Genomic DNA, 24,320 nt, shown 5'->3' on the forward strand with positions numbered 1-24,320 from the left:
CCAACCAGCGAAGATCCAGCCATCCTCCTAGGATGCTGTGATCACGTGACCCGGCAGGGCGATGTCCTCGTCGATCGGGGTGGGGGCACGCCGGTCTGTGCCCATCACCCGGTCACGGCCCGCGCTCTTGGCCCGGTACAGCGCGCGGTCGGCCTCCGCAATCAGCTGGTCGGGGTCGGCGGCGGCCAGGTTCCCCTCGGCCGGGGTGCCGGCGACGCCGACGGAGGCGGTGATGGGGATGGCGAGGCCGGGCCGGATGTCGACCGGAGTGCTGCGCAGCGCGTGACGCAGGCGTTCGGCGAGTTCGAGCGCCGCGTCCTCGTCCGTGTCGTTCAGCAGGCACACGAACTCCTCGCCGCCGAAGCGGGCGACGACGTCGCCGGCCCGCGCAGTCCGGCGGAGCCGGTCGGCGACCTGGACCAGTACGGCATCGCCGGCCGGATGGCCGTACCGGTCGTTGATGCGCTTGAAGTGGTCGAGGTCGAGGATGACCACCGCTATCGGCTGGCCGGACCGGGCACAGCGCGCGGACTCGTCCTTGAGCACGTCCTGGAAGAAACGCCGGTTGTACAGGCCGGTGAGGGGGTCGGTGGCCGCCAGGCGCTCCTGCTCGCGCAGCGCCGCATCCAGGTCGCGGGCCAGCCTGGTCCGGTCGCGGGTGGTGAGCATCTGGCGCAGCAGCAGTCCGCTGAACAGGACCGCGGCGACAGCCAGGGTGCCGCTGCCGATCCGGTCGGTGCGGGCCTGCTCGACGCCGACGAGCGCGGCGACGGCGAGCGCGGCCACCAGCACCGCCGGGAAGGTGATGTCACGGTCGATGCGTGCCACCTGCGCCTCGCCCTGGTGGCGTTTCGCCACCACGGCGGCCAGCAGGATCAGTACGGCCTCGGCCTGATATCCGATGTTCAGCCAGCTCCCGTCGGAGTACTCGTGCACCACCGCGACGTAGGTGTACCCGCCATCGGCGATCGCGGCGGTCAGGTACGCGCCCGCGATCAGCAGCACCGGGTACGGCACCACCCGGTGCCCGGCCAGGCCCACCGCAATCATGATCGCGAGGATCACGACGTCCAGCAGGGGGTACGCGCAGGACACCACGGCGGCGAGGTCGGCGCCGTCGGCGAGCTGCGGCGCGATGAACGTCGGCCAGCCCACCGCGCCCAGTCCCGCGGCAACCAGCGCCGCGTCGAGCAGGCCGCGCGCCTGGCGCAGCGCGTGGGCACCGCCGAACCCGATCACGATCGCCGGGATCGTGAGCAGGTTGCTGGCCAGGTATGCCACGTCGGCCAGCGAGGGATCCGGGCCGCCGTCCGCGTACGCGTACGCGGACACCGCCCAGCAGAGGTCGCCCGCCAGCCAGCAGACCGACGAGGCGCAGAGCAGGCGCCACATCGTCCGGGTCCGGCCGTGGGTCGCGCGTGCGGTGATCCCGCAGGCCACCGCCGCCGCGACGACCGGCACCAGGTAGACGATCGAGCCGACGAACCGGGTCAGGTCCTCGTCGCCCTGCGACAGGGCGGTCGCCGCGGTGTACAGCCCCAGCCAGAGCATCCCGAGGGCGGCCGCGACCCAGCACACCCGGTCGGACAGGACCGCCCGGCGCAGCACCGCCTGCGCGCGCAGCTGCCGTTCGGCGGGGGTGTCGACGGGCGTGGCGGCGCGGGCACGGTCCATGACCGGCGCACCTCCTTCCACCCCCGGCGCCCTCAGTCGCCGCTGCGGCGTGCGGGTCGGGAGCGGCCCACGCGTCGGCCGCCGCCCGGACACCGGATGCGGCCAGACCACCTCATCGGCAACACCCGAGCGCGACTGAAGCACTTCGGCGCTGCGTCCGCGGGCCGGACTGCCGGGGCGGCGCCCGGGTGCGGGCGGCCAGGCTCGGCGCGTTCGTCCGGCGTCTCATCCGGGGGGTGAAGACGCCGAGCCGGCTCAGGCTCCCACACGGGTGTGGGCTCTGCCCGCGCCGGCTCGGCGGTGTGATCTTCCCAGGCTGATGCGGTCCGTGGACCGCGGTCAGTTGGCCGTGGGGGTGAAGGTGTCGCAGGTGGTGCCGCGCTCGGCCTTCTTCACCGTCGTGCCCTTGCACAGCCGCACCGCGGGCTGGAATCCACCGAACAGCAGGTTGGAGGTGGTGGTGAAGTTGGTCTTGCCCCTACCGCAGAGCGTGCCGAACGTGCGCCACTCGATGCCGTCCGTGGGACCGTTGTAGGCGACCTGCACGACGCCACACGCCGTGGCGGAGTTGACGGCCAGCGTGCCGCTGATGCGGATCGGGGCGACCGGGTGCTCCGGGATGCTCATCATGCGGTCGTAGGTGCCATAGGCGGAGACGCTGCCGGTGACAAGCTCGAACGTGTTGTCGAGGGCCGCGGCGGCGGCGGGCGCGGCGGCGACCCCCACGGCGATACCGGCCGTCGCGACGATGCCGAGGGTGCGTGCAGCGAGAGACTTCATGAGTCGGTCCTTCGTGTGATCCCCACCGGTCGGGCGGGGGAGTGGATGGAACTGCCTACCGCCGGCGAAACGCCTCCTCGGCACAGCCTCGCGACTGGACAACGAGCCCGAACACCAATGAGGACGCTTGCAGTGAGTTGTGCTCACTCGACGGTGCGTCACGATCAGACGGCATCGTGGCGTGACGGTCAAGTCGAGGCGCAGGCGATCAACCGGTGGGCATCCGTTGGTGCCGGGTCAGACCCAGCTCACGGGTGTTGCAGCGGCGGCGGGCGGTCACTGGGTGTGTGAGATCATTCACTCTCCGCCGTGGCCGCTTGCCTGGTGCTGGCCCGCACCGCCGGGCGTTCTGCCGCCGATCCCGCGCGCGCAATCACGGGTTCTCGACGGTGATATTTGTCCCTCCACAGTGGTCAGACGCATCGATTAGTGTCAACGCATCCGCACCGGGTGTGCGGGAGTGATCACAAGGAGAGACGTTTTGATGGTTCATGAGGCGCGCGGCGGCATCGGCCGCCGTTCGGTCCGCGCCATGGTCGTCGGTATCGCAGCGATCATCGCGGCGACCGCTCTGGTCGGCACGCCCGCGCAGGCGGCATTGACTCCGGCGTGGTCGGGATGGTCCCAGCTGCCCGGCGGCGGCGCGACGCCGGACTCGCCCGCCACCACGACGTACAACGACATCCAGTACGTGTTCGTCCGCGGCACCGACAATCGGATCTACGTGCAGACCCACAACGGTGTGCAGTCGTCCGGCTGGCGCGAGGTCCCCGGCACCGGTCTCACGCCCAGCGCCCCCGCCGCGGTGGTGTATCAGAACAAGCTGTACGTGTTCGTCCGTGGCACCAATGACCGGATCTACGGCAACACGCTCGCGGGCTCGACCTGGGGTAGCCAGTGGACTGAGGTCCCCGGCACCGGCCTGACCCCGTCCGCTCCCGCGGCGGCGGTGTATCAGAGCAAGCTGCAGGTGCTCGTCCGTGGCACCAATGACCGGATCTACGGCAACACGCTCACGAACTCGTCCTGGGGTAGCCAGTGGACTGAGGTCCCCGGCACCGGCCTGACCCCGTCCGCTCCCGCGGCGGCGGTGTACCAGGACCGGCTGTACGCGCTCGTCCGTGGCACCGACGACCGGATCTACGGCAACACGCTCACGAACTCGACCTGGGGCGGCCAGTGGACCGAGGTCCCCGGCACCGGCCTGACGCCGTCCGCGCCGAGCCTCGTCGCGTACCGAGGTGACCTGCATGCCTTCGTCCGCGGCACGGACAACGGGATCTACCTCAACACCCTGACGAACACGACCTGGGGCAACCAGTGGACGCAGGTGCCCGGCGGCGGCGCGACCCCGTCCGCCCCCGGGGCCGGCACCTACCAGGGTGTGTTGCACCTGTTCGTCCGGGGCACGGACGACCGCATCTGGGTCGACCGGGTCGGCCCGCCGCTGCCCTGACGCATGACGCCGGGCAGGCCGACACCCCCACGGCCTGCCCGGCGCCCGCCTCGGTTCCGGCGACCGTGCACCCAGGCCGACCACGGCCGCCCGCTCACCGGACGAGTGCGCTTTTCGGTCACCGATCGCCAAGCCATGTCACGACGTCGGAAGCGTTGCTTGTCCGGCATTACGGACGGGGATCCGGGCCGCGCCGGACCGAAGGTCACTCAGGACGTCCGGGCGGTCACCCATGGTGCAGCAGTTGGCGGATCGGTGGGGGTGGAGTCGGATGGACAGCCACTGCCATGTGTGTACGTGGAGTGCGACATTGTCGCGCGGATCGGTGATGGGGGTGGTCATGGAAGAGGCGCTGCTGGCATACGCCGCCGGTCGCATCGACGCCCTGGAAGGAAACCGGGACGAGGCCAAGGCGGCGGATCCGGTGACCGGCGTGGATTATCGCAGGGGCTTTCTCGACGGCCGCCTGGACGTCTTCCGGATGCTCGCCGGTGTCCGCGACCTGCTCCGCGAATACGACTGACCTCGGCGTACACAATCGAGCGGGCGCCGTCCCTGACAAGGATCGGGCCCGGACAGCTTGATCCAGTACGTCACCGCCGACGACCGCGCCGTGCCGACGGTGCTGACCGGGCGGCTCGCCGCCGTCTACAAGGAGCTGGTCTGCCGGGGCGCCGCCTGGAGCGCCGCCAACCCGACGCTGGGGCTGCCGGCCCGGCGCCGCCGCGTCGTCACGCAACGGCACGGGGCATCGGCCGCGACAGCGCCCCCGTCGGGGGAGCGCGTCGCGGCGCGGCGATAGATCATCTGCAAGCCGATCCTTGTCCGGAGGCAGCGAGGATCCCGCGTCTCCTTCCAGGCCGGTCATCGACCGGATCAGTGAATACCCCGTCGCGCGCGGGGCGGGGTCCGTCCCGTGGCGCTGGCGGGCTGCGGCGGCGGGTACCTGTGCATGATCCACGCCTGCTGCCCGTAGGCGAACAGGCTCTGCGTCGCCCAGTAGAGAACGACGCCGATGGGGAACAACGCGCCCGAGACGAGCAGCGACAGCGGGATGCCGAACAGCATCAGCCGCTGCACCGTTCTCGCTTGCGGGTCCGGGGCCCAGCCCGTCTTGAGGATCATCTGCCGGCTGGACAGGAAGGTCGTTGCCACCATCACCGCGATCAGGACCGCCGCCACGATCGTGACGATGCCGTCGTGGGTGCCGAAGCTCGCGGCGATCGGTGCACCGAACAGCCGCGCGTGCGCCGCGCTGTCGAACTGTGTCAGCGTCTAGCCGTACAGGGTGCGGGCGGCCTCGCTGGTGACGGTCGGCCGGAGGTGGCGCAACACGTGCAGCAACCCGAGCAGGACCGGGGCCTGCAGCAGCATCGGCAGGACGCTCATCAGGGGGTTGACCTGCTCCGACCGGTAGAGCTCCCACAGCTGTCTGCGCAGGGTCTCCGGGTCGCCCTTGTGCTTGTCCTGCAGCGCTGTGACCCTGGGTTGCAGCTGTTGCACCGCGCGTTGTGACCTGACCTGCCGGGCGACGATCGGGAGCAGTGCGGTCCGGACGGTCAGCACCAGGAAGACGATGCCGAGCACCCAGGACCAGTCGGTGCCCCAACCGTGCGCGTCACCCAGCACCGTGTCCCAGGCCGCATGCCAGAACAGCAGGACCGCTGAGATCGCCGAATAGACCACCGCCATCAACGGGCTGAACAGCGCGCTCATCGCGCGGCCCCGGCGGCCGGGAAGGCCAGCGACAGGGCAAGGGTGCGACCGATGCCGGTCGGGCACCCGGAATCATCCGGTCCGCACAGGACAACAGGCATGGGCATGGGCATGACGGACCCCTCGAAGGACGGCCGGTGGCTGGATCAGGACGTGGACAGCTGCCAGCGGCCGCGAGGAGCGGTGGAAGTAGTCGAGCGGTTCAGGCGAGGACGCTCAGGCGGCCGCGAGGAGCCCGGTGGGCCCTCTCGGCCGGGTACGTCCTGCGGCGTCGGGATCGCGATGGCGCGGCACACCCGTACGGCCTGCCCGATCCCGCAGCGCCCGTAGGCGAATCCGCGGGTGGACCGCGGTGGCGCGACTGCTCAGCACCACACCGGCGGCAAGGGCGGCGATCAACAGCACGCCGGCAACGGCGCCCGTACCGACGAGCAGACCGGTCGGGCCGGCCTCGGTCAGCATGCTGACCAACAGCCGGAACGCCTCGAACCAGATCACCCCGCCACCGTAACCGCACGGCGCAAACCATCGTGGCCGGGTCGACGCGAGCGCCGCGGCTACCCGGCGCGCAGGTCCAGCGGCAGCCTGTGCACGCTGACCATCAGCCACGGATTGCGTTCCTCCACCGGCTCGTCGGGCGCGATCGAGATGCCGCGGTAGCGCTGGAGCATGATGCCCAGCGCGACCCGCGCCTCGAGCCTGGCCAGCGGTGCCCCGATGCAGAAATGGATGCCCTGGCCGAAGGCGAGGTGCGGGTTGCGGGCGCGGTGGATGTCGAACCGGTTCGGGCGGGCGAACACGCGCTCGTCGCGGTTGGCCGCCGCGAGCCAGGGCTGCACGATCGCTCCCGCGGGAATGTCCACGTCGCCGACCCGGACGTCCCGGGTGGCCCGCCGGGGCAGCCGCGGGAACGGTGTGCGATATCGCAGCACCTCCTCGATGGCGCCGGGCAGCAGACGCGGATCGGCGCGTACCGCCGCTGCCGCGTCGGGGTACTCGTGAAAGGACAGGACAGCGCTGCCGAGCGTCGCCGTCGTCGTGATGTGCCCGGCGATCAGGAGCAGGCCGACGAAGCCGATGATCTCCTCGTCGTCCAGCCGCTCCCCGTCGACCTCCGCCTGGATCAGCTTGCTCGTCAGGTCGGCACCCTGGTCCTGCCGCCGGGCCCGGATGTGCTCCAGGAGGTAGGCGTTCATGTCGCGCATGACGGGTCCGGCGGCGGCCATGGCCTGCGACCTGGCATCCCGCAGGGACTGCTCCGGACCGACGTCGGCCCGGTCGAAGAGCGCGTCCGCCCACCGGCGGAACACCGGCCGGTCCGACGCAGGGATCCCGAGCAGCTCCGCGATCACGATCACCGGCAACGGGTACGCCAGCGCTTCGATGAGCTCCACCCGGGTCGTGCCGGCCACGGCGTCGAGCAGCTCGTTGGTGACCTCGGCGATCCTGGGCTCCAGCTCGGCCACCACCCGGGGCGTGAACGCCTGGCTGACCAGGCCACGCAGCTTGCCGTGCCGGGGTGGATCCATCCGGACGAAGTTGCCCTTGCCGAAGAGGTCGAAGTCCTCCTGCTGCGGCATCAGCTCGCTCAGATCGGAGGAGAAGGTGCGGGGGTCGGCGAGCACCTCCCGCACCTCCGGATGGCCGAGCACGTGCCAGCACTGCTGCTTGTCGTCGTGGACCACCTGCCCCTTGTCGCGCTGTTGCTCCAGCCAGGCAAGCAGATCCGCCAGTCTCGGAGCTTCATTCGTCACGGGCATGGAACTCACCCCTCACGGGCACGCTGTGCCCCCGGTTCGGCTCAGCTCGAAGCGGTCACCTGTTGACAAACCAACGCTATATCCAAAGAGGACGATGGTGTCCGCCATGTCGGGACAAATTCTCCGGGGATCATCGCCGTCGTCCGGGAACCGCAGGCAGGCTCCGCCGGTTACCGAGCGCGTTACGTGCGTAACTCGCGGCCGCCCGTTTAGACTCTGCGTGCGCGCCCGGTTCCGCTCTGTCGTCGGCGAGGAGGCTCCTGTCGTGGTGGCCCAACGGATCACCGTCGTGTCGACCTTCGCTCCCGATCACTGCGGCATCGCCAGCTACACCAGCTACCTCGTCGCGGCGCTGCTTGCCGAGGACGAGGATGTCGAGGTCACCGTCGTCACGCCGAGCCGCGCCGTACCGCACCGCGACGGGCGGTTCCGGGTGGTCCCGGTACCGGTCCACGGCGCCGACTACCCGGCGCAGCTCGCCCCGGTGGTGGCCGCGACCCGCCCGGATGTCGTGCACATCCAGCACGAGTTCGGCATCTTCGGCGCCGATGAACGGTTTCCCCGGCTCCTGACCGCACTGGCGCACGCGGGACTGCCGGCGGTGGTCACGATGCACACGGTCCACACCGATCTCAGCGTCGACCTCGGCTGCGGATGGTCCCGCGGGTTCTCGCTGGATGGCGTGGCCATCGAGGCCCACCAGCGGGCGATCGGTGAGCGGGCCGGACTGCTCATCGTGCATCACGAGCAGTCGATGCGGCAGACCCTGATCCGGCAAGGGCTGCCGGAGGACGCGGTGGTGGCGATCCCCCACGGGACGCTGCACCTGCGTCCGGGGGCGATCGGGCGCGCCGATTCCGTCCCGGCCGGATCCCCGCTGCTCGTCGCCCCGGGTTATCTCCGGCGTTCCAAGAATCTCGAGGTCGTCATCGAGGCCTTCGCCTTGATCGCCGCAGGCCGCCCGGAAGCGCGGCTGTGGGTCGGCGGGTACCGGCGCGACTCCGGGACGCAGGGGCTCGCGTACCTCGACTCCTGCGTCGAGAAGGCGCAGCGGGCGGGGATCGGCGATCAGCTCGTGGTGACCCGGGACCCGGTCTCCGAACAGGTGATGAGCGCGGCCTTGGCCTCGGCCGACGTGGTGTTCTGCGTGTACGACGAGGACACCCGCTCGGTCAGCGGCATCCTGCACCGCGCACTCGGGGCGGGGGCGATCGTCGTCGCGTCCCGGCGGCCGAAGTTCCAGGAGCTGGCGGAGGTGTGCGACGAACTGCTCGTCGACCCCGGGCGCCCGGTGGAACTCGCGCGCCTGGTCGACAGGATCCTCGATGACGACGGGTTCCGCGCCGCGGTGCAGGCACCGCTACGCCACCTTGCGCTGCGTACGGCGTGGCCCGTGGTCGCACGCGCCCACCTGGACGCATACACCCGGGTCGCCCGGCGCACCGTGGCGGTGGTGCACGGCGGCTCGCCGGTGCCCGCGTTGAGTGGTCGATAGCGGGCCGGGATGCGGGAACTGGTCCAGGACGAATTCGCGGAGCCGGTAGCCGAGCGGGCGCTGCACGACGAACCGCTGGTGGTGCACCGGCATGCGGGACTGGCCGACTGCGCGAACCTGGTGGTCTTCGTGCACGGCCTGGGCGGCCGCCGGTACGGCACCCGTCCGACCTGGGGGGACTTCCCGCGCCTGCTGTTCCGGGAGCTCCCCGACGTCGACGTCGGGATCTACGAGTACGTTTCGTTGCGGGGACGGCTGAAGTTCTGGCGCTCGGTCGACCTGACGGTCGAGGCCGAGGTGCTGGCCGGCATCCTGCGGCAGGCGAGCACGTACCAGCGGATCATCCTCATCGGGCACAGCATGGGCGGCCTGTTGTGCAAGGCGGCCGTCCGGTTCCTGATCGACGCCGGGGAGTTCCGGCATCCACCACACGTGTCCGGCCTGATCATGATGGCGACGCCGCAGGCCGGGTCGTTGCGAGTGCCGCGCATCGCCGGGCGGTTGACCCGGGACGGACGGGCCATCGTCGCGCATGGTGCGCTGGTCACGCAGCTCAACACGTTCTTCACGACCCGGGTGGTGGTGGACGGCTCCGAGCCGGGCCCCGACCGCGAGTCCCTGCCGACGTGGGGCGTACTGGGAGCCTCGGACTTCTGGGTCGACACGCTGAGCGCGAGCCTCGGGCTGCCGATGAACCGCACCCGCCGGGTACGTGGCAGCCACACCTCGATCGTGAAGCCCGCGACGCGGGACGCGGATGCGTTCCGTTTCGTGCTCGACCGCGTGTGGCAGCTCGTCGGGCGTGACGGCACCACGACCGCCGCCACGGCTGCCGCGCCGGAACTGCCCCGCCGCGACGGCGTACCGGCCGTCGGGGTCGTTCTCGGGCGGCTGGAGCTGCGCGCTGAGCTGGCGTCGTTCGTCGCGGACCGCCACCAGCGCCTCTTCCTCCTCGCCGGACCACCGGGTTGGGGCAAACGCACCGTCGCGGCGAAGGCCTTCGACGACCACCGGGGGTCCTTCGACGACGCCCTCTGGATCGACTGCACCGAGGCGCGGGACACGGCGAGTGCGTTCCTCGGGCAGCTGCACGCCATGGTGAGCGAACAGGGCGACAGCGCGCTGGAGGGCCGCTGGCACCAGCGCGACCCCGATTCGTTGCCCGCGATCATCCAGCGGCTGATGCCCGCGCTGAACCGGAAGCGGTACCTGATCGTGCTGCATCGCGTCGAGCGGTGGCTGGGCGCCGACGGTTCGATCCGGGACGAGGCACTGCGGACCGTCCTGCTGGCGGTCCTGACCCGGGTCAACGCCGCGAAGGTTCTGGTGACCAGTGAGGTGTTCCCGCGGTTCGACCCGAGCGGAGTCGAAGTCCCGCTGGGTGCGGTGGTCGAACGCAAGGTCGGTGGACTCGACGAGGACGCGGCGGTGCACCTGCTGCGCGCGAGCGGGCTGGGATCGGCCGACGAGCAGCTGTTGCGGCGGGTGGCGGCACAGTACGGCGGGATGCCGGCCGCGCTGCGCGCGGTAGCCGACCTCGTCGTGCGCGGTCATCGCCCGCTCGACCAGGTGCTCCAGTCGGCGGAGGTGGACGTCGCAATGGACGACCTGGTGAACCAGTCGCTGGCCGATCTCCCGGAGAGCGCGCGGCACGCCCTCGACTGTCTCGCCGTGCTGCGGCGGCCGGTCGGCCGGACCGACCTGCCGCGGCTGGGCGACGAGGCGGCGGACGCGGTGCCCCTGCTGGCGCAGCGGTTCCTGGTCGAGGTGGACCTCGACAATGACACCGTCCGGATTGCGCCGGCCGTCCGCCGGGCGGTGCTGGTCGCGATGCCGGCGGACACGGCTGCGCGGCTGCACCGTGCGGCGGCCCGCTTCTACGCGCGGGATCCCCGGCCACCCCGGCCCGACGACCTCGCCGACGCGGAGACCGCCCTGGAGGAGCTCTTCCACCGGACCGAGGCGGGCGAGCTCGACGCCGCGTCACAGGTGCTGTGGTGGGCTGGTCCAGCGCTGCTCACCTGGGGATATGCCGACGTCGTCGATCGGGAGGCGCGGCGCGTTGTGACCGCGGCCGACCCTGCCAGTCACGCCCGGGCCGCGTTCCTGCTCGGTGAGGTCGCCGATCTGGGTGGTCAGTACGACGCGGCGGCCGCGCACTTCTCGGACAGCCGGCAGGCGGGAGCGGAGGCTGGTCTCTGGCCGATCGTGACATTGTCGGTGTATCGGCTGGGGCGCATCGCGTCCGCGCGGAGCCGCCTGGCCGAGGCCGAGGAGCTCTTGCGCGAGTGTGTCGCGGAGTGTGAGCGGCACGCGGTGACCGACGGGCTGGCCGGTGCCCTGCTCAGCCTGGGCTGGGTCGAACGCCAGCAGGGCGCGTCGGAGGAGGCGGTCGAGCGGCGGTTCGAGGAGGCACTGGCGCGGGCCCGCGGCGTCGATTCCCAGGTCGAGGCGTCCGCCCATCGTGAGCTGGGGTATCTCGCCTGGACGCGCTTCGGCCGGCAGGAGGACGCGCGGGAGCACCTCGCCCGGGCGCGGGTGATCTGTGAGCGTCACCACGACGTCAAGGAACTCGGGGCGGTCCACACCACCCTCGGCTATCTGGAGGTGCAGTGGGGCGACACCGATGCGGCGATCGACAACCTGTGGGCCGCCGTCGACATCGCCCGCAGGATCGGCGACGCTCACCTGCTCGCGTCGGCCTACGACCATCTGGGCCAGGCGTGGGAGCGGCGCGGTGAACTCGGCGGGGCGGAGGACTGGTACGACCGGAGTCTCGACACGCAGACGCAGATCGGCAACCCGAGCGGCCGGGCCGTCACCCACCTCCACCGGAGCCGGGTGCGCCGGCTCCAGGGCCGCGGGGCGGCGGCCGCCGCCGACCTGGACGCCGCGCGGCGGCTGGTCGTCGCGTACGGAATCACCGACCTCGGCGCCAGGGTGGCGGAGGAGGAGCGGGCACTCGGGTAGCGCACGTCCGGCTTTCACACGTGTCCGGCAACCGCAGGAGGCCGAGTGCGGGACTTCTACTCCACGATGGCTCAGGTCTTTCCCGTACTGATGCTGGCGCTGGTCTGGGAATCGGCGTATCTGGATCGGCTACGGACCCAGGCGCGTCACCGGGGGCGGGTGCGCTTCTGGACCAAGTCGCGCGTGCGCTCGTGGACGATAGCGATCTCCACGATCGCCATCGTTGCGGTGGCCCTGGCCGCGCTCGTGTTGGCCGGCATCGTGCCCGACAGCGCGCTGATTCGTGTGTCGATCGTGGTGGGTCTGCTCTGCGTGCTGGGGACGATCCTGACCCGTGCGGTCGTCGACATCGTCGAGGCGACCGACGAGTCCCCGACTCGCGCGCAGCGCCGAGATTGATCCTGCCGTCGCCGGGATCCAGGTTCTGAGCGCAGCCACCCCACCAGAACCCCTGTGTCAGGGAGTGGGAAAGGAGCTGATCTTCGGGAAATCGTTACCGGATCATGAAGCCGGAGTTACTGATCATCGGCTCCGCCGCTCGCTGACTTGCGACGACCGACCACGCCGAACGGAGGAAAGCACCCCAGCCATCGAGGACGCCGAGCGGCGGAACGCCTTGGGGGAGGGCACATGCGCAAGAGGCTCCACGACATCATCGAGGCACTCCGGCTGCGGATCCCATGGCGGGGTCCTCGGCGCCGGCGCTCCCGCGCGGCGCACGGCGCCGGGCACCGGGGCTCACGGGACGTCGCCACCCAGGTGTTGCGGGACGAGGATCACCGGCTACTGGGGATTCCCGGTCCACGACCCGCCGATATCACCGCGGATCATCGACCTCGGTACTGAGGCGGGGGCTGATTGACGGCCGGCATCGCCGACTGCGGGGGTGCATCGGCGGGCATCATCGTCGGTACGTGATGGTCTCGATCTGAAGGTACCGGACCGACCGCGACGGCCGCCGGGGATTCCCGGCGGCCGTCGCGGAGTCCTGCCTCAGGGCTGCGGGCGATCCACCTCGCCGCGCCACGCGCCGGTCTCGACGCCGCCGCGGCTCTCGATGAACTCCTTGAACCGCTTCAGGTCGCCTTTGACCTGTCGGTCGAGGAAGCCGAGCTTGCCGCCGACCTGTTCGACGACCCCGTCGGGCTCGAACTCCATCTGGACCGTCACCCGGGTCTGGGTGGGGTCGAGGCGGTGGAAGGTCACGACGCCAGCCTGGCGGCTGCCCTCCACGGACGTCCACGCCACCCGCTCGTCGGGCACCTGCTCGGTGATCCGGGCGTCGAACTCCCGCGTCACGCCGTCGATGGTGGTCTTCCAGTGCGTGGTGGTGTCGTCGAGCTGGCGGATCTCCTCCACCCCGCTCATGAACTGGGGGAAGTCCTCGAACTGCGTCCACTGGTTGTACGCGGTGCGTACCGGCACGTTGACGTCAACGGACTCGGTAACGGTGCTCACCATGGGTTCCTTCCTGTCCGGGCCGACATCGGCGCATCGCGCCCGAAGAATCCGAGCGCTCTGCCGCCGCGATCCATGCCTTGTTGGTGCCCAGTGCGCCTGATGCCAAACCGCCGCCGTCGTCGAAGGCGACCAGCCGGCTTGACTCCCAGATGCTAAGCGCGCATACTAATTGGCATGAAGACGATCGCGACCGCGGCAATCACCACCGACGTCCCCGCTCAGGCGTTCTTCGCGCGGTGGGCCGACATGACCACCTGGCCGGAGTGGAACACCGACATCGAATGGGTACGCCTCGACGGACCGTTCCGCCCTGGCGCGACCGGGCGGATGAAGCCGAAGGGCGGCCCGGTGACCCGGTTCGTCGTGACGGCGCTCGTCCCGGAGCGGGAGTTCACCGACGTGTCCCTGCTGCTGGGCGCGCGACTGACGTTCCAGCACCTGGTGACCACGGACGCAGGCGGCAGCACCACCGTCTCGGTGCGGGCGACCATGACCGGTCCGTTCTCCTTCTTCTGGACCGCGGTGCTCGGCAAAGGCATCGCGAGGGGACTCACCGCCGACCTGGCCCGGCTCGAAGCAGCCGCCCGCACGGCCGGAGTGCCGGCATGACCCACTGGCTCGGTGTGGTCTGCCGCGACCACGTACAGCGCGGCACCGAGCTGGGCATCGCCCAACTCGGTCACGGCAAGCGGGACGGGCTCGCCCGTCTCGCGGCCGGTGACCGGCTCGTCTACTACTCACCACGGACGAGCCTGCGCGACGGGGAGCCACTCCAGGCGTTCACCGCGCTCGGCGTGGTGGCCGACGACGAGATCTGGCAGGCGCACGAAGGCGACTTCCACCCGTGGCGTCGCCGGGTCAACTACCTGCCGGACGTGGTCGAGACGCCGATCCGGTCGCTGGGCCTGAGTTTCACCGCCCAGCCGGGGTGGGGCATCCGGCTGCGTCGCGGCCTCGTGCGCCTCACCGACGACGACTTCGGGCGCATTCACACCGCCATGCGGGCGCGGCGGGTGGCGGCATGAGGCTGGCCAGTCGGCATGACAGCGCCGACGAGAGCCCCGGGCTGCTGTTGTGGCAGGTCACCAACCGGTGGCAGGCCGCACAGCGGGCGGCACTGAAACCGTTCGACATCACCCACGTGCAGTTCGTGCTGCTGGCCACGCTCACCTACCTGCAAGCCTCCGGGCCGGTCACCCAGAAGGCACTGGCCGGTATGGCGGCCACCGATCCGATGATGACCTCCCAGGTGCTCCGTACGCTGGAAGGTCGCCGCCTGGTGCATCGGCCCGCGCATCCCAGCGACCGGCGGGCCCGGGCGGTGGCCGTCACCGAGGCCGGCCGGGACCTCGCCAACCGGGCGGTGGTCGCGGTGGAGGCGTGTGACGCCGCCTTCTTCGCGGACCTCGGCGCCGACCTGCCCGCGTTCACCACAGCGCTGCGCACGCTGCGCCGATCCACATCAGAGGGATGACCGCCGGCCGGGGCGCGGATCAGGGCGCCGGCCTGCCGGACCCGGCGCCGCCACGGTCGGCGGTGTGCCAGTACAGCAGAGGGCCGTCCGGGGTGCCGTCCGCCGCCAGCGCCCGCACCGCCGCTGCCGCCTTGGCGGTGTACACCGGCTCGGCCACCAGGCCGGCCTGGTCGGCCAGCCAGCCGGCCGCGGCCGCCGAGTCCGCGGTGGCCACCCCGTAGCCGGGGCCGAGCCAGTCGCGGCGCACCGTGAGCGGCGCCAGCGGCGTACCGTCGGGCAACGCCGCGCCGGCCCGGCGCAGCAGCCGCGCGGCGGCGGCAGCGAGCCGCTGGACCTGCGCCTGCCCCATCGGGGTGCGGTCGTTGACGAGTACGCCGATCACCTCGGTGGGCAGTCCCGCCAGGGCCAGCCCGAGGGCGAGCCCGGCCGCCGTGCCGCCGGAGCCGACCGGCAGCACCACCCGCCGGGGCGCGGGCACTTCACCGTCCGCCACCTGGGCCGCGAGCTCGAACGCCGCCTCGACGTAGCCGAGGCAGCCGCGGGGGCTGGAGCCGCCGATCGGCAGCAGGGCCGGGCGCCGGCCGGTCAGCGCGGCCCCGGCCAGGAAGCGGGCCGCGGCGAGGTAACCGCCGGGAACAGTGCGGACCCGGCGGACCCGGGCGCCGCTCGCGAGCACCGCGGCGAGCTGTCCGGCGACATGGTCGTCGTACGGCTGCTCCAGGGCGACGATGGACACCCGCAGGTCGGCCGCGGCGGCGTACCGGGCGACGGCGACCGCGTGGTGGCTGCCGGTCCCACCGGCGGTGACGACGGTGCGCCGGCCGCGACCGAGCAGGTCCGCGAGGGTCCACTCCAGCTTGCGGACCTTGTTGCCGCCGTAGATCGTCCCGTACCCGCTGTCGTCCTTGACCCACACCTGTGGGGCACCGGCCAGGCGGCGCACCGGCGTCGGGCCGGAGCCCAGCCGGCGAAACGGCAGCCGGGCCGCCGCGGTCGGGTACCGGAGATGCAGGTGCGGCGCCGTCATCCGCTCAGGGTACGGCCGTCTGCGGCCGCGCGGGCACCGTCATTTCTTGCCGATGGGGGGGAGGTCCGGGCGTCACGCACGGGCGTAGCGGGGTATGTACTGCTGGGCGGAGAGGGACTGGATGGTGGCCATGAGGGTGTCGGTGACGCGGCGGATGTCCGCCGGCTCCGCGACATGGACTGCGATCGCGGGCCCGAACGCGACGCTGACCGGGCGGCGGCGCGGGAATCGGGCGCCGGGTGGGCGCAGCCGGTCCGTGCCCCGGATTCCGACCGGGATGATCGGAACGGCGGCCTGATCGGCGAGGCGGACCACGCCGGTACGGCCGCGGTAGAGCCGTCCGTCGGGGGAGCGCGTGCCCTCGGGGAACACGGCCACCAGGCCACCCCCGCGAAGTACGGGAACGGCGGCGTCGAACGCGGTGCGGGTGGCCCGGCCGCCGCCGCGTTCGACCGGGATGGCACCCATGCCGGTGACCACGTGCCGGGTCAGCCGACCGCGGAGTCCGGGCGTCCGGAAGTACTCGGCTTTGGCCCAGAAGGCGATGTGCCGGGGCGTGAGGACGCCGAGGAACAACTGGTCGGCCACGGACAGATGGTTCGCGGCCAGGATCGCACCGCCGGTGGCGGGAACATGCTCCAGGCCCGTGACGGTGGGGCGCCAGCGGCGGCGCAGGTACCGGCCGAGGGTGTGCTGGGCCAGGGCGTACACCGGTGGGGTGGCGGTCATGTGGCGGGTCCTAGATGGGCGGTGAGGGCGGTGTCGAGCAGCGCGTCCGGATCGGTGGCGCCGGTGGCGAGGGGGAGGCTGCCCCACTGCCACAGCTGCGCGATGCCGTGCAGGTTGGCCCAGAGCGCTCCCGCGACGACCTGCGCGGACGGCTCGAGGTTCGGCCGGGCCTGCGCGACGAGCTCGGTGAGCAGCTGGAACAGTGGCAGGCTGGCATCGCGGAGCCGTAGGTGGCCGCTGGCCAGCAGGTCGTGGCGGAACATCAGCTCGTAGCGGCCGGGGCGGGTGATGGCGAAGTCCAGGTAGGCCCGGACGAGCACGCTGAGCCGGGTGCGCGGGTCACCGGGCGCCTGGGACAGCGCGGCGTCGGCCATCGCGGCGAGGTCGGCGTATCCCTCACGGGCGATCGCCGACAGCAACTCGAGGTGGGTGGGGAAGTACCGGCGCGGTGCGCCGTGGGACACCCCGGCGCACCGGGCGATCTCGCGCAGGGACACGGCGGAGGGACCGGCACGGTCGACGAGTTCCCCGCCGATCCGGACCAGGCGGGCCCGTAGCCCGTCGTCAGTGTGCATAGACACTGTCTACCTGACGTCGGTAGACAGTGTCTACTGATCGTGGCCGGAATTCGTGCGCGACGGGTCCCTGGTCATCCGGGATGGTTGTCGGGTCGCGGCGGTCCGGCCTCCAGGGCGGCGCGGTCCCAGCCGCCCAGATCCGCAGCGGCTCCGTACGTCGTGCCGAGGAACTCGGTGAGCATCGCATCCGGGTCGGGCGCGGCGGCGACGGCTTCATAGGGCAGCAGGAACTCCCCGACGTCGCGGTGGTAGGACGCGCCCTGGGGGCGCACCGGATGCCCGGCGTAGCCGGGCGGCTCGGGGTAGGCGTACGCGTAGTAGGCGCCTTCCGCGCCGCCGGGCCAGAAGCCACAACTGGCCAGCTCGTGTGAATAGCCTTCGCGCATGACCCGCGCGGGGCAGTTCGGCACGCCGCCGGGGTGCGGTGGCGCGGTGCGCCCCGAGAACCGGGTGCAGGCCAGGTCCATCGCGCCCCAGAAGAAGTGCACGGGACTGGACTTGCCCACGAACCCGGATCGGAACTGTGCGAGGACGCGGCTGGACTGCAGGAGCTGGTGCCAGTACCGCGTGACCGCGCGGGCGTCGTAGGACGCATGCTGCTCGTCGTGGGCGAACGGTACGGCGGGCTCCACCTCGTTGGGTGTGGCATGGATCCGGGTCTGGATGCCCAGCTCGGCAAGGGCGTCCATGGTCTCGGTGTAGAAGCGGGCCACCGGCTTGGGTGCCAGTGCGACCTGGCGCCGGCGGCCGTCGGTGGTCCGGATGTGCAGCTGGTGGTCGAGGAAGTCGAATTCGATGTCGAACGCCGCGTCGCGGTACGGGATCGTCGAGGTGGTCAGCCCGCGCGGACTGACGTAGAGCGTGACGTGCCACCAGTGGTTGACCGCTGGTGTGTGCGCCATGCGGATCTTCCCGACGATCTGGGTCCACATGTGCAATGTGTCTTTCGTGTCGGCCCAGTCTTCGGTCCGCAGCCGTGGCCACGCCCGATGCTGCGCCGTCGTCTGCCTGGTCACCACGCCCTCCCGCGGATGCCGCTGGACGTTCCGTCGGACCGTGGGCACGGGGGAGAGCGCCGTAGAGAATGGTGGGGCGCGCCCGGCACCACACCCACGGATGGTAGACCCGGTCGGCTTACTCCGGGGTCGTGCTGATGGATTCCGGGGACTGGTGGCTGCGGGGCGGGGGAGCCGCGACACCGCCCGGTGTGGTCGGTGCGCTGGTGCGGTGCGCGACGGCCCGGCGGACCACCGGGGGGACCAGGCACCCCACGGCGGCGAACGCGGCGCCGAGCACCCACCAGCCCGGGGTGCCCCACCCGAGGGTGAGCGTCGTGACCACGGCGGGGGCGATCATCTGACCGAATTGGTGGCCCATCGCGTAGGTCCCCTGATACTGCCCGTGCGCGTTGTCCGGTGCCAGGCCGAAGGAGATGCCCCAACCGCCCGCCGAATACCAGAGTTCACCGGCGACGTGCACCATGGCGGCGACGATGAGCAGCGTGATGGTCAGGAGGTGGTGGGTGCCGGCCGTCAGTGGAAAGATCAGGCACGACGTGAGCAGCGCGAATCCGGCCCGGCGGGAAGCGCGGGCGGCCCCGGTGATGGTGTCGGTGCCGCGGGCGGCGCGGACCTGGAGCAGCACCACGGTCACGGTGTTCACCGCGAACACCACCGAGATCATCCAGCGCGGCGCGTCGGTGCGCTCCGCGATCCACAGTGGCAGGGCCACCTCGAAGAGGCCGAAGTTCGTGGCGAGCAGGCCGTCCAGCATGACGAAGGCGAGGAACGGCCGGTCGCGCAGCGCGATCAGCCGCGGCCCGGATTCCGCGCGGGGCGCCCGGGCGACCGGGGCCAGCCGCGAGAGTATGGCCGCGGCCAGCAGGAACGTCGCCGCATCCGCGACGATCAGCGACAGGTACGCACTGCGGGTGTCCACGGTGAGTCCGATGCCGGCGACCGCGGCGCCGACCGTGATGCCGACATTGGTGACCGACCGCAGGTAGGCGCGGGTGTAGACCCGCCGGTCCGGCGGCACGCAACCGCCGATGATGGCCCCACGGGCCGCCCGTTGCGCCGCGTCCAGAATGGCCATCGGGCCCGCTACCAGCAGGAACCCGGTGATGGAACGGACCCCGGTCAAGCCGAACTCGCAGAGGCCGAGCGCCGCGAGCCCGCCGATCGCCACGCTGCGTGGGCCGAGCCGGTCGGCGAGGTAGCCCGCCGGGGTGCTGGTCACGAGGCTGACCAGCCCGACCAGGGTGAGCGCCAGACCGACCTGTCCGACCGGGAGACCGACGGAGCGGGTGAGAAACAGCGCGCTGGACACCATCCACAGCCCGTTGCCGATCGTGTTGATCAGGGTGGCGGTGGCGAGGGTCCGGATCGGTCCCGGTTCCGGTAGCAGGGGCATGGAGATCATCCAACAGTACGACCGTACTGTTTGACAATCGGTATTGCGTACCGTGGTCAGCGACCAGAGGTCACAGCAGGTCGAGCGCGGCGGCGACGATGCTGTCGGTGTCGAGGCCGTGGTGGCGGTACACCGATTCCAGGTCGCCGGACTGCCCGAACGTGGTCACGCCGAGGTGCGCCGCCCGGACCTGGCGGATGCCGGCCAGGAAGGCGAGCGTGTGCGGGTGGCCGTCGAGCACGGTGACCAGCGGTGATGACCTGCGGGCGGGGAAGGCGGCATCCAGGATCCACGTCTCGGTGGCCGCCGCGCGGGCCGGACGCCCGGCCTGGGCCTGGACGGCGTCGAACAACAGCCCGGGGCTGGTGACGCAGACGACGTCGACCGCCGTGCCCAACGACTGCAACCGGTCGGCGGCCTGCAGGGCCTCGGGGATGACCGCGCCCATCGCGGCGATGGTGAGTGCCGGTGTCTCGGCGGCGGAGCGGCGCAGCGGATAGGCCCCGGCCACGACCTGCTTGCGGCGCCGTTCGCGGGCGGCGGGGTCGGCGGGCACCGCGGCCAGCGTCTGATCGACCGGCCGGGTGGACAGCCGCAGGTACGCCGAGATGCCGTCCGGCCGGCCCAGGCGGGCCATCGACGCGAGCAGCGTCCACTCGACGTCGATGGCGAACGCCGGCTCGTAGCTGATGCAGCCGGGCTGTTCCAGCCCGACCGAGGGAGTGGTGATGGACTGGTGCGCGCCGCCTTCCGGGGCCAGCGCCACGCCGGACGGGGTGCCGACGAGAATGGACTGCCCTCCGGCGTAGAGACCGTAGGACCACGGCTCCAGGGCCCGCTGGACGAACGGGTCGTACAGCACGCCGATGGGCAGCAGGGGCTGTCCCCACCGCGACCAGGTCGCGCCCAGCTCGCCGAGCAGGCCGACGAGGTTGACCTCGGCGATGCCCAGCTCGAGGTGCTGGCCGTGGGGATGCTCGCGCCAGTGCAGGATCGTTTCGGGGTCGTCGTTGAACCAGTCCTGCCGTGCGGTCTGCGACCAGACGCCGACCTTGTTCACCCATCCGGCGAGGTTGGTCGACGACGAGACGTCCGGGGACAGGGTCACGACGCGGCGGGCGGCGTCGGGGGCGGCCCGGGTCAGATCCAGCAACGCCCGGCCCAGCGCGGCCTGGGTCGTCGCCTTGCCCGACGGCGTGCGCCCGATGTCGGTCGGCAGCACCCCGGCCGGACGGGTGGGCACCGGTTCCCGGCGCAGGCTTGCGGCCCGGCGCGCGCACAGCTCGGCGGCGTCGCTGCCCGCCGCGAACCGTTGCCAGGGCGCGTCCAGCGTCATGCCGGACCGGGCGGCGAGTTCGGTCATCTGTTCCTCGGACAGCAGCGAGGAATGGTTCTGCGGATGGCCCTCGGTGGCCAGCCCGTAGCCCTTGACGGTGTAGGCGAAGATCACCGTCGGCCGGGTGTCGTCGATGCTGCCGAACGCCTCGTCGAGCGCTTCCAGGTCGTGGCCGCCGAGGTTGCGCATCGCGTCGTGCAGCCGGGCGTCATCGAGCGTGCCGACGAGCGCGCGCAGGTCGTCGCTGTCGGGCAGCCGCTCACGCAGCTGGGCCGGGGAACACCGCAGCAGCCGCTGGTACTCCGGGTTGGTCATCTCGTCGATGCGGCGCCGCAACTGCGGGCCGCCCGGCCGGGCGAACAGGTCGTTCAGCTGCCGCCCGTACTTGACGGTGAGCACCTGCCAGCCGGCCGCGGCGAACATGCCCTGCAGCCGGGTGGCGCCGATGTTGGGCACCACGCGGTCGAGCGACTGCCGGTTCATGTCGACGATCCAGCAGATCTCGCCGAGCTCGGCGACCATGGGGTCGAGGATCGCCTCCCAGATCGCGCCCTCGTCGAGTTCCGCGTCGCCGACCAGCGAGTACTGGCGCCCCGTCCCGGCCCCGCCGAGGTGCGACTCCACGTAGCGGCGCGACAGCGCTCCCCAGATGGGCGCGGTGGCCCCGATGCCGACCGAGCCGGTCGAGTAGTCCACCGGGTCGGGATCCTTGGCCCGGGAGGGGTAGCTCTGCAGGCCGCCGAACGACCGGAGCCTGGTCAGATAGGACTCGTCAAGCGCGCCGAGCAGGAAGTTGATGGCATGCAGGACCGGCGAGGCGTGCGGCTTCACCGACACCCGGTCTTCGGCGCGCAGATGCTGGAACCACAACGTCGTCATGATCGTCGCCATCGACGCGGAGGACGCCTGGTGGCCGCCGACCTTCATGCCGGTCGGGTTGGGCCGGACCCGGTTGGCGTAGTCGACGATCGCGGTCGACAGCCAGAGCACCCGCTGCTCGATGTCACGCAACACGTCGGTGTGGTCACCCTGCCTGGTCCCGCCCGGCACGGACGGGGAGCTGGCGGTGGTCGGAAGGTTGCGATCGCTCATGAGAGGCTTTCTGACGGCGGTGCGGCATGACGGAGGTGGGCCCTCGCCGGGGCGAGGCTCGGTTCGGGTATCGGTCCCGGATTTCCCAGGGTAGGCGGACGTTCGCGACCAGCCGACGTCAGCCCCTGGCGCCGCCGCCGGGCCCCTCGTCCGCCGGCGCACCAGCGCGCGACGACATCGTTTCAGCCCGCCCGTCGCCTGCCGGAAATCGTCGGTAACACCGCGGGCCGCCCGGGCGTGCTTATGGCAGGAACAGCAGGCAGTACGGGACAGGAGCCGAGCACGGATGTCGACCGAAGCAGAGTTCGACGCCTTCTATGCCGCCACGGCGAAACGGCTGGTCGCCACGGTCTATGCGATGACCGGGGACCTGGCCGAGGCCGAGGACGCGGTGCAGGAGGCGTACGCCCGGGCGTGGCAGCGATGGGGTCGGCTCACCCAGCAGGGAGACCCGCTGCCCTGGGTACGCACCGTCGCGTCACGGCTGGCGATCAGCACCTGGCGGCGTACCCGTAACCGGCTTCGCGCTCAGCTGCGGCACGGCCCGGAACCGGATCTGCCCGGGCTGTCCGAGGACCGGGTCGCGCTGATAGCGGCGCTGCGCGAGCTGACCCCGGACCAGCGGCGGGTGGTGGTCCTGCACCACCTGCTCGACCTGCCGGTCGAGGACGTGGCGCGCGAGACGGGCTCGTCGAGCGGCGCGGTACGGACCCGGCTCAGCAGGGCTCGCAAACTGCTCGGCGCGCAGCTCGGGCACATGGACAGGTACGACGAGGGGGTTGTGGCGAATGGCTGACGTCGAGCAGCTACTGGATGGTGTCCCGGTGCGACTGGCGCCCGCCCAGGCCGTACGCGCGCGCGGCGAGCGCCGCCGGGCCCGGCAGAAAGGGGGCCTGGTCGCCGTGGCGGTGCTCGCCGCCGCGGCGGTGGGTGTCAGCTCGTGGACGCAACCGGCACCCGGCCCGCCCCCGACCGGCCTCTCCCCGGCGGGCACCAGCGTGGCCCCGGACGGTGAGAACCCGTTCAAACCGCACGGTGTGGTGCAGAACCTGAAGCCCTCGGACCTGCCGAAGGACGCGGTTCTGCACTGGCAGCTCGACTCCGGGGACTCCGAGGTCGTCGCGCTTCCGCAGGCCGGTCTCCACGGCGCGTGCAACGGCTGGCCCGGCGGCATCACCGCACCCGAGCAGCAGTTCACCAGCGCCTTCACCGGTCGGGGCGACGCCCGGGCGCGGTACCGCGTCTCGCAGTACGCGACCGAGGACCAGGCCCTCGACGCGGTCCGTGCGCTCGGGCAGGCGCTGCACGACTGTGGATTGCAGGAGCACCAGGACGGCAGTAGCTACAGCGGCGAGACGAACGCCGGCCCGCGGCTCGAGGTCAGCGTGCGGCGCTGGGGAGCGTGGGTCGGCGTGGTCGAGGCGCAGTACCGCCCGACCGCCTGACCGCGAGGACGGGCCCGTCACCCGCGGCGCCGGGCAGGTTTCGAAACCGGCGCCACGGGTGACTTCAATGGCCATGAGCATCACCGCACACGCCCCGCACGCGGCGCGCCGCGCCGCCGACAGCCCCGCCGTGCAACGCCTGGCCCGTGGCGGCTTCGTCTGCTACGGGGTCGTCCATCTGCTGTTCGCCTGGCTTGCGCTGCGGGTGGCGTTGGGTGATCCGGCCCAGGAGGGTGACCAGCGCGGCGCCCTGCAGACCCTCGCGGCGCAGCCGTTGGGGAAAGTTCTGGTCCTGGTGGTCGTCGCGGGGATGGTGGCGCTGGCCCTCTGGCAGGGGTTGGCGGCGGCCATCGGGCAACGCGGGCAGCGGGGCCGGGCCGCGGTCGCGGAACGGGTGGTCAGCGGATGCCGCGCCGTCATCTACCTCTGGCTCGCCTGGACCGGTGTCATGGTCGTGCGGGGCGCGGGCGGATCGTCGGCCGACAGCCAGGAACGCACCACGTCGCACCTGCTCAATGCCACCGGCGGTCGCTGGCTGGTCGGGCTGGTGGGGGCCGTCGTCGTGGGCGTGGGGCTGGGGCTGTTCTGGTACGGCGTGAGCAGGAAGTTCGAGCGTAATCTGCACACCGGGCAGATGAACGCGACCGTGCACCGTGCGGTCCGGCGGTTCGGGGTGGGCGGTTACGTCGCCAAGGGTGTCGCGTACACGATCGCCGGGGTGCTCGTGGTCGCCGCGGCCGTGACCTACGACCCGGACAAGGCGCGCGGGCTCGACGGCGCCCTGCGGACGCTGGCCGGGCAGAGCTGGGGGCCCTGGCTGCTGGGCCTGATCGCGCTCGGCTTCGCGGCGTTCGGTGTCTTCTGTTTCGCGCAGGCCCGCTACCGCAAGGTCTGACCGCGGATCTTCTCCATCGA

At 71.7% G+C, this 24,320-nt stretch carries 23 protein-coding genes and 1 pseudogene; 12 read left to right on the forward strand and 12 right to left on the reverse strand.

Annotated features, from left to right (window positions below; genetic code table 11):
- Nucleotides 1–27: 27 nt before the first annotated feature.
- The gene (locus ACMCNO_RS14920) at nucleotides 28–1,674 is read right to left on the reverse strand and encodes a diguanylate cyclase (protein WP_412750027.1); all 1,647 of its coding nucleotides are present in this window, start codon (nucleotides 1,672–1,674) and stop codon (nucleotides 28–30) included.
- A gap of 339 nt (nucleotides 1,675–2,013) precedes the next feature.
- On the reverse strand, nucleotides 2,014–2,454 hold the full coding sequence (locus ACMCNO_RS14925) for a hypothetical protein (RefSeq protein WP_412750028.1): 441 nt from the start codon (nucleotides 2,452–2,454) through the stop codon (nucleotides 2,014–2,016).
- A gap of 484 nt (nucleotides 2,455–2,938) precedes the next feature.
- Here ACMCNO_RS14925 and ACMCNO_RS14930 point away from each other — a divergent pair, with 484 nt between their 5' ends.
- From ACMCNO_RS14930 to ACMCNO_RS14940, 3 genes are all read left to right on the forward strand, one after another.
- On the forward strand, nucleotides 2,939–3,910 hold the full coding sequence (locus ACMCNO_RS14930) for a hypothetical protein (protein WP_412750029.1): 972 nt from the start codon (nucleotides 2,939–2,941) through the stop codon (nucleotides 3,908–3,910).
- A 328-nt stretch (nucleotides 3,911–4,238) separates the two neighbouring features.
- Nucleotides 4,239–4,433, forward strand: coding sequence for a hypothetical protein (locus tag ACMCNO_RS14935; protein WP_412750030.1), 195 nt, complete (start codon nucleotides 4,239–4,241; stop codon nucleotides 4,431–4,433).
- A 57-nt stretch (nucleotides 4,434–4,490) separates the two neighbouring features.
- Complete coding sequence (locus ACMCNO_RS14940) at nucleotides 4,491–4,712, forward strand: hypothetical protein (RefSeq protein ID WP_412750031.1); 222 nt, start codon at nucleotides 4,491–4,493, stop codon at nucleotides 4,710–4,712.
- 74 nt (nucleotides 4,713–4,786) lie between these two features.
- Here ACMCNO_RS14940 and yidC read toward each other — a convergent pair.
- From yidC to ACMCNO_RS14955, 3 genes and pseudogenes are all read right to left on the reverse strand, one after another.
- Nucleotides 4,787–5,626 (reverse strand): annotated as a pseudogene (yidC, locus tag ACMCNO_RS14945) (membrane protein insertase YidC).
- A 216-nt stretch (nucleotides 5,627–5,842) separates the two neighbouring features.
- The gene (locus ACMCNO_RS14950) at nucleotides 5,843–6,124 is read right to left on the reverse strand and encodes a DUF6412 domain-containing protein (protein WP_412750032.1); all 282 of its coding nucleotides are present in this window, start codon (nucleotides 6,122–6,124) and stop codon (nucleotides 5,843–5,845) included.
- Between the two features lie 59 nt (nucleotides 6,125–6,183).
- Entirely contained in the window at nucleotides 6,184–7,386 is a 1,203-nt protein-coding gene (locus tag ACMCNO_RS14955) for a cytochrome P450 (RefSeq protein WP_412750033.1), read from the reverse strand.
- 265 nt (nucleotides 7,387–7,651) lie between these two features.
- On the opposite strand from ACMCNO_RS14955, the gene ACMCNO_RS14960 reads away from it, so the two are divergent.
- The 3 genes from ACMCNO_RS14960 to ACMCNO_RS14970 are packed head-to-tail and all read left to right on the forward strand — an operon-like array spanning nucleotide 7,652 to nucleotide 12,250.
- A complete protein-coding gene (locus ACMCNO_RS14960; RefSeq protein WP_412750034.1) occupies nucleotides 7,652–8,881 on the forward strand; it encodes a glycosyltransferase in 1,230 nt (409 codons plus the stop codon).
- A 9-nt stretch (nucleotides 8,882–8,890) separates the two neighbouring features.
- Nucleotides 8,891–11,851 carry a tetratricopeptide repeat protein gene (locus tag ACMCNO_RS14965; protein ID WP_412750035.1) on the forward strand — a complete coding sequence of 987 codons (2,961 nt, stop codon included), beginning with the start codon at nucleotides 8,891–8,893 and terminating at the stop codon, nucleotides 11,849–11,851.
- A 45-nt stretch (nucleotides 11,852–11,896) separates the two neighbouring features.
- Nucleotides 11,897–12,250 (forward strand): hypothetical protein, encoded by a 354-nt coding sequence (locus tag ACMCNO_RS14970; protein WP_412750036.1) that lies wholly within the window; start codon nucleotides 11,897–11,899, stop codon nucleotides 12,248–12,250.
- A gap of 594 nt (nucleotides 12,251–12,844) precedes the next feature.
- Here ACMCNO_RS14970 and ACMCNO_RS14975 read toward each other — a convergent pair.
- On the reverse strand, nucleotides 12,845–13,309 hold the full coding sequence (locus tag ACMCNO_RS14975; RefSeq protein WP_412753706.1) for an SRPBCC family protein: 465 nt from the start codon (nucleotides 13,307–13,309) through the stop codon (nucleotides 12,845–12,847).
- A gap of 177 nt (nucleotides 13,310–13,486) precedes the next feature.
- On the opposite strand from ACMCNO_RS14975, the gene ACMCNO_RS14980 reads away from it, so the two are divergent.
- Genes ACMCNO_RS14980 through ACMCNO_RS14990 form a run of 3 tightly spaced genes read left to right on the forward strand, consistent with a single transcriptional unit; the run spans nucleotide 13,487 to nucleotide 14,786 of the window.
- Nucleotides 13,487–13,921 (forward strand): SRPBCC family protein, encoded by a 435-nt coding sequence (locus ACMCNO_RS14980; protein WP_412750037.1) that lies wholly within the window; start codon nucleotides 13,487–13,489, stop codon nucleotides 13,919–13,921.
- Nucleotides 13,918–14,337: an EVE domain-containing protein gene (locus tag ACMCNO_RS14985; RefSeq protein WP_412750038.1), complete on the forward strand. Its 420-nt coding sequence runs from the start codon at nucleotides 13,918–13,920 to the stop codon at nucleotides 14,335–14,337. Before ACMCNO_RS14980 ends, ACMCNO_RS14985 begins: the two co-directional genes overlap by 4 nt.
- Complete coding sequence (locus ACMCNO_RS14990) at nucleotides 14,334–14,786, forward strand: MarR family winged helix-turn-helix transcriptional regulator (protein ID WP_412750039.1); 453 nt, start codon at nucleotides 14,334–14,336, stop codon at nucleotides 14,784–14,786. The genes ACMCNO_RS14985 and ACMCNO_RS14990 overlap by 4 nt, the downstream gene beginning before the upstream one ends.
- Nucleotides 14,787–14,805: 19 nt before the next feature.
- On the opposite strand, the gene ACMCNO_RS14995 is transcribed toward ACMCNO_RS14990, so the two are convergent.
- From ACMCNO_RS14995 to ACMCNO_RS15020, 6 genes are all read right to left on the reverse strand, one after another.
- Nucleotides 14,806–15,813 carry a pyridoxal-phosphate dependent enzyme gene (locus tag ACMCNO_RS14995; protein WP_412750040.1) on the reverse strand — a complete coding sequence of 336 codons (1,008 nt, stop codon included), beginning with the start codon at nucleotides 15,811–15,813 and terminating at the stop codon, nucleotides 14,806–14,808.
- Between the two features lie 72 nt (nucleotides 15,814–15,885).
- A complete protein-coding gene (locus tag ACMCNO_RS15000; protein WP_412750041.1) occupies nucleotides 15,886–16,542 on the reverse strand; it encodes a lysophospholipid acyltransferase family protein in 657 nt (218 codons plus the stop codon).
- Nucleotides 16,539–17,117: a TetR/AcrR family transcriptional regulator gene (locus ACMCNO_RS15005; protein WP_412750042.1), complete on the reverse strand. Its 579-nt coding sequence runs from the start codon at nucleotides 17,115–17,117 to the stop codon at nucleotides 16,539–16,541. Before ACMCNO_RS15005 ends, ACMCNO_RS15000 begins: the two co-directional genes overlap by 4 nt.
- A gap of 74 nt (nucleotides 17,118–17,191) precedes the next feature.
- Nucleotides 17,192–18,136, reverse strand: a complete 945-nt coding sequence (locus tag ACMCNO_RS15010) for a DUF5996 family protein (RefSeq protein WP_412750043.1) — start codon at nucleotides 18,134–18,136, stop codon at nucleotides 17,192–17,194.
- Nucleotides 18,137–18,254: 118 nt separating this feature from the next.
- Nucleotides 18,255–19,532, reverse strand: coding sequence for an MFS transporter (locus ACMCNO_RS15015; RefSeq protein ID WP_412750044.1), 1,278 nt, complete (start codon nucleotides 19,530–19,532; stop codon nucleotides 18,255–18,257).
- A 70-nt stretch (nucleotides 19,533–19,602) separates the two neighbouring features.
- The gene (locus ACMCNO_RS15020) at nucleotides 19,603–21,960 is read right to left on the reverse strand and encodes a transketolase-like TK C-terminal-containing protein (RefSeq protein ID WP_412750045.1); all 2,358 of its coding nucleotides are present in this window, start codon (nucleotides 21,958–21,960) and stop codon (nucleotides 19,603–19,605) included.
- 286 nt (nucleotides 21,961–22,246) lie between these two features.
- Here ACMCNO_RS15020 and ACMCNO_RS15025 point away from each other — a divergent pair, with 286 nt between their 5' ends.
- The 3 genes from ACMCNO_RS15025 to ACMCNO_RS15035 all read left to right on the forward strand — a co-directional run bounded on the left by ACMCNO_RS15025 (nucleotide 22,247) and on the right by ACMCNO_RS15035 (nucleotide 24,300).
- Complete coding sequence (locus ACMCNO_RS15025) at nucleotides 22,247–22,756, forward strand: SigE family RNA polymerase sigma factor (RefSeq protein ID WP_412750046.1); 510 nt, start codon at nucleotides 22,247–22,249, stop codon at nucleotides 22,754–22,756.
- The gene (locus tag ACMCNO_RS15030; protein WP_412750047.1) at nucleotides 22,749–23,405 is read left to right on the forward strand and encodes a hypothetical protein; all 657 of its coding nucleotides are present in this window, start codon (nucleotides 22,749–22,751) and stop codon (nucleotides 23,403–23,405) included. The genes ACMCNO_RS15025 and ACMCNO_RS15030 overlap by 8 nt, the downstream gene beginning before the upstream one ends.
- Nucleotides 23,406–23,478: 73 nt before the next feature.
- Nucleotides 23,479–24,300, forward strand: a complete 822-nt coding sequence (locus ACMCNO_RS15035) for a DUF1206 domain-containing protein (RefSeq protein ID WP_412750048.1) — start codon at nucleotides 23,479–23,481, stop codon at nucleotides 24,298–24,300.
- Nucleotides 24,301–24,320 lie beyond the last annotated feature (20 nt).

Origin of the sequence: Krasilnikovia sp. M28-CT-15 (genome assembly GCF_047159595.1) — a bacterium.
Lineage (GTDB): Bacteria > Actinomycetota > Actinomycetes > Mycobacteriales > Micromonosporaceae > Actinoplanes.

Excerpts from the sequence above, each read along its gene's own strand:
- ACMCNO_RS14980 (WP_412750037.1), top strand. The coding sequence starts at position 13,487 with ATGAAGACGATCGCGACCGCGGCAATCACCACCGACGTCCCCGCTCAG.
- ACMCNO_RS14965 (WP_412750035.1), top strand. The coding sequence starts at position 8,891 with ATGCGGGAACTGGTCCAGGACGAATTCGCGGAGCCGGTAGCCGAGCGG.
- ACMCNO_RS14930 (WP_412750029.1), top strand. The coding sequence starts at position 2,939 with ATGGTTCATGAGGCGCGCGGCGGCATCGGCCGCCGTTCGGTCCGCGCC.
- ACMCNO_RS14925 (WP_412750028.1), bottom strand. The coding sequence starts at position 2,454 with ATGAAGTCTCTCGCTGCACGCACCCTCGGCATCGTCGCGACGGCCGGT.
- ACMCNO_RS15030 (WP_412750047.1), top strand. The coding sequence starts at position 22,749 with ATGGCTGACGTCGAGCAGCTACTGGATGGTGTCCCGGTGCGACTGGCG.
- ACMCNO_RS14995 (WP_412750040.1), bottom strand. The coding sequence starts at position 15,813 with ATGACGGCGCCGCACCTGCATCTCCGGTACCCGACCGCGGCGGCCCGG.
- ACMCNO_RS14985 (WP_412750038.1), top strand. The coding sequence starts at position 13,918 with ATGACCCACTGGCTCGGTGTGGTCTGCCGCGACCACGTACAGCGCGGC.
- ACMCNO_RS14935 (WP_412750030.1), top strand. The coding sequence starts at position 4,239 with ATGGGGGTGGTCATGGAAGAGGCGCTGCTGGCATACGCCGCCGGTCGC.
- ACMCNO_RS14955 (WP_412750033.1), bottom strand. The coding sequence starts at position 7,386 with ATGCCCGTGACGAATGAAGCTCCGAGACTGGCGGATCTGCTTGCCTGG.
- ACMCNO_RS14920 (WP_412750027.1), bottom strand. The coding sequence starts at position 1,674 with ATGGACCGTGCCCGCGCCGCCACGCCCGTCGACACCCCCGCCGAACGG.
- ACMCNO_RS15005 (WP_412750042.1), bottom strand. The coding sequence starts at position 17,117 with ATGCACACTGACGACGGGCTACGGGCCCGCCTGGTCCGGATCGGCGGG.
- ACMCNO_RS15000 (WP_412750041.1), bottom strand. The coding sequence starts at position 16,542 with ATGACCGCCACCCCACCGGTGTACGCCCTGGCCCAGCACACCCTCGGC.
- ACMCNO_RS15020 (WP_412750045.1), bottom strand. The coding sequence starts at position 21,960 with ATGAGCGATCGCAACCTTCCGACCACCGCCAGCTCCCCGTCCGTGCCG.
- ACMCNO_RS14990 (WP_412750039.1), top strand. The coding sequence starts at position 14,334 with ATGAGGCTGGCCAGTCGGCATGACAGCGCCGACGAGAGCCCCGGGCTG.
- ACMCNO_RS15015 (WP_412750044.1), bottom strand. The coding sequence starts at position 19,532 with ATGCCCCTGCTACCGGAACCGGGACCGATCCGGACCCTCGCCACCGCC.
- ACMCNO_RS15035 (WP_412750048.1), top strand. The coding sequence starts at position 23,479 with ATGAGCATCACCGCACACGCCCCGCACGCGGCGCGCCGCGCCGCCGAC.
- ACMCNO_RS15025 (WP_412750046.1), top strand. The coding sequence starts at position 22,247 with ATGTCGACCGAAGCAGAGTTCGACGCCTTCTATGCCGCCACGGCGAAA.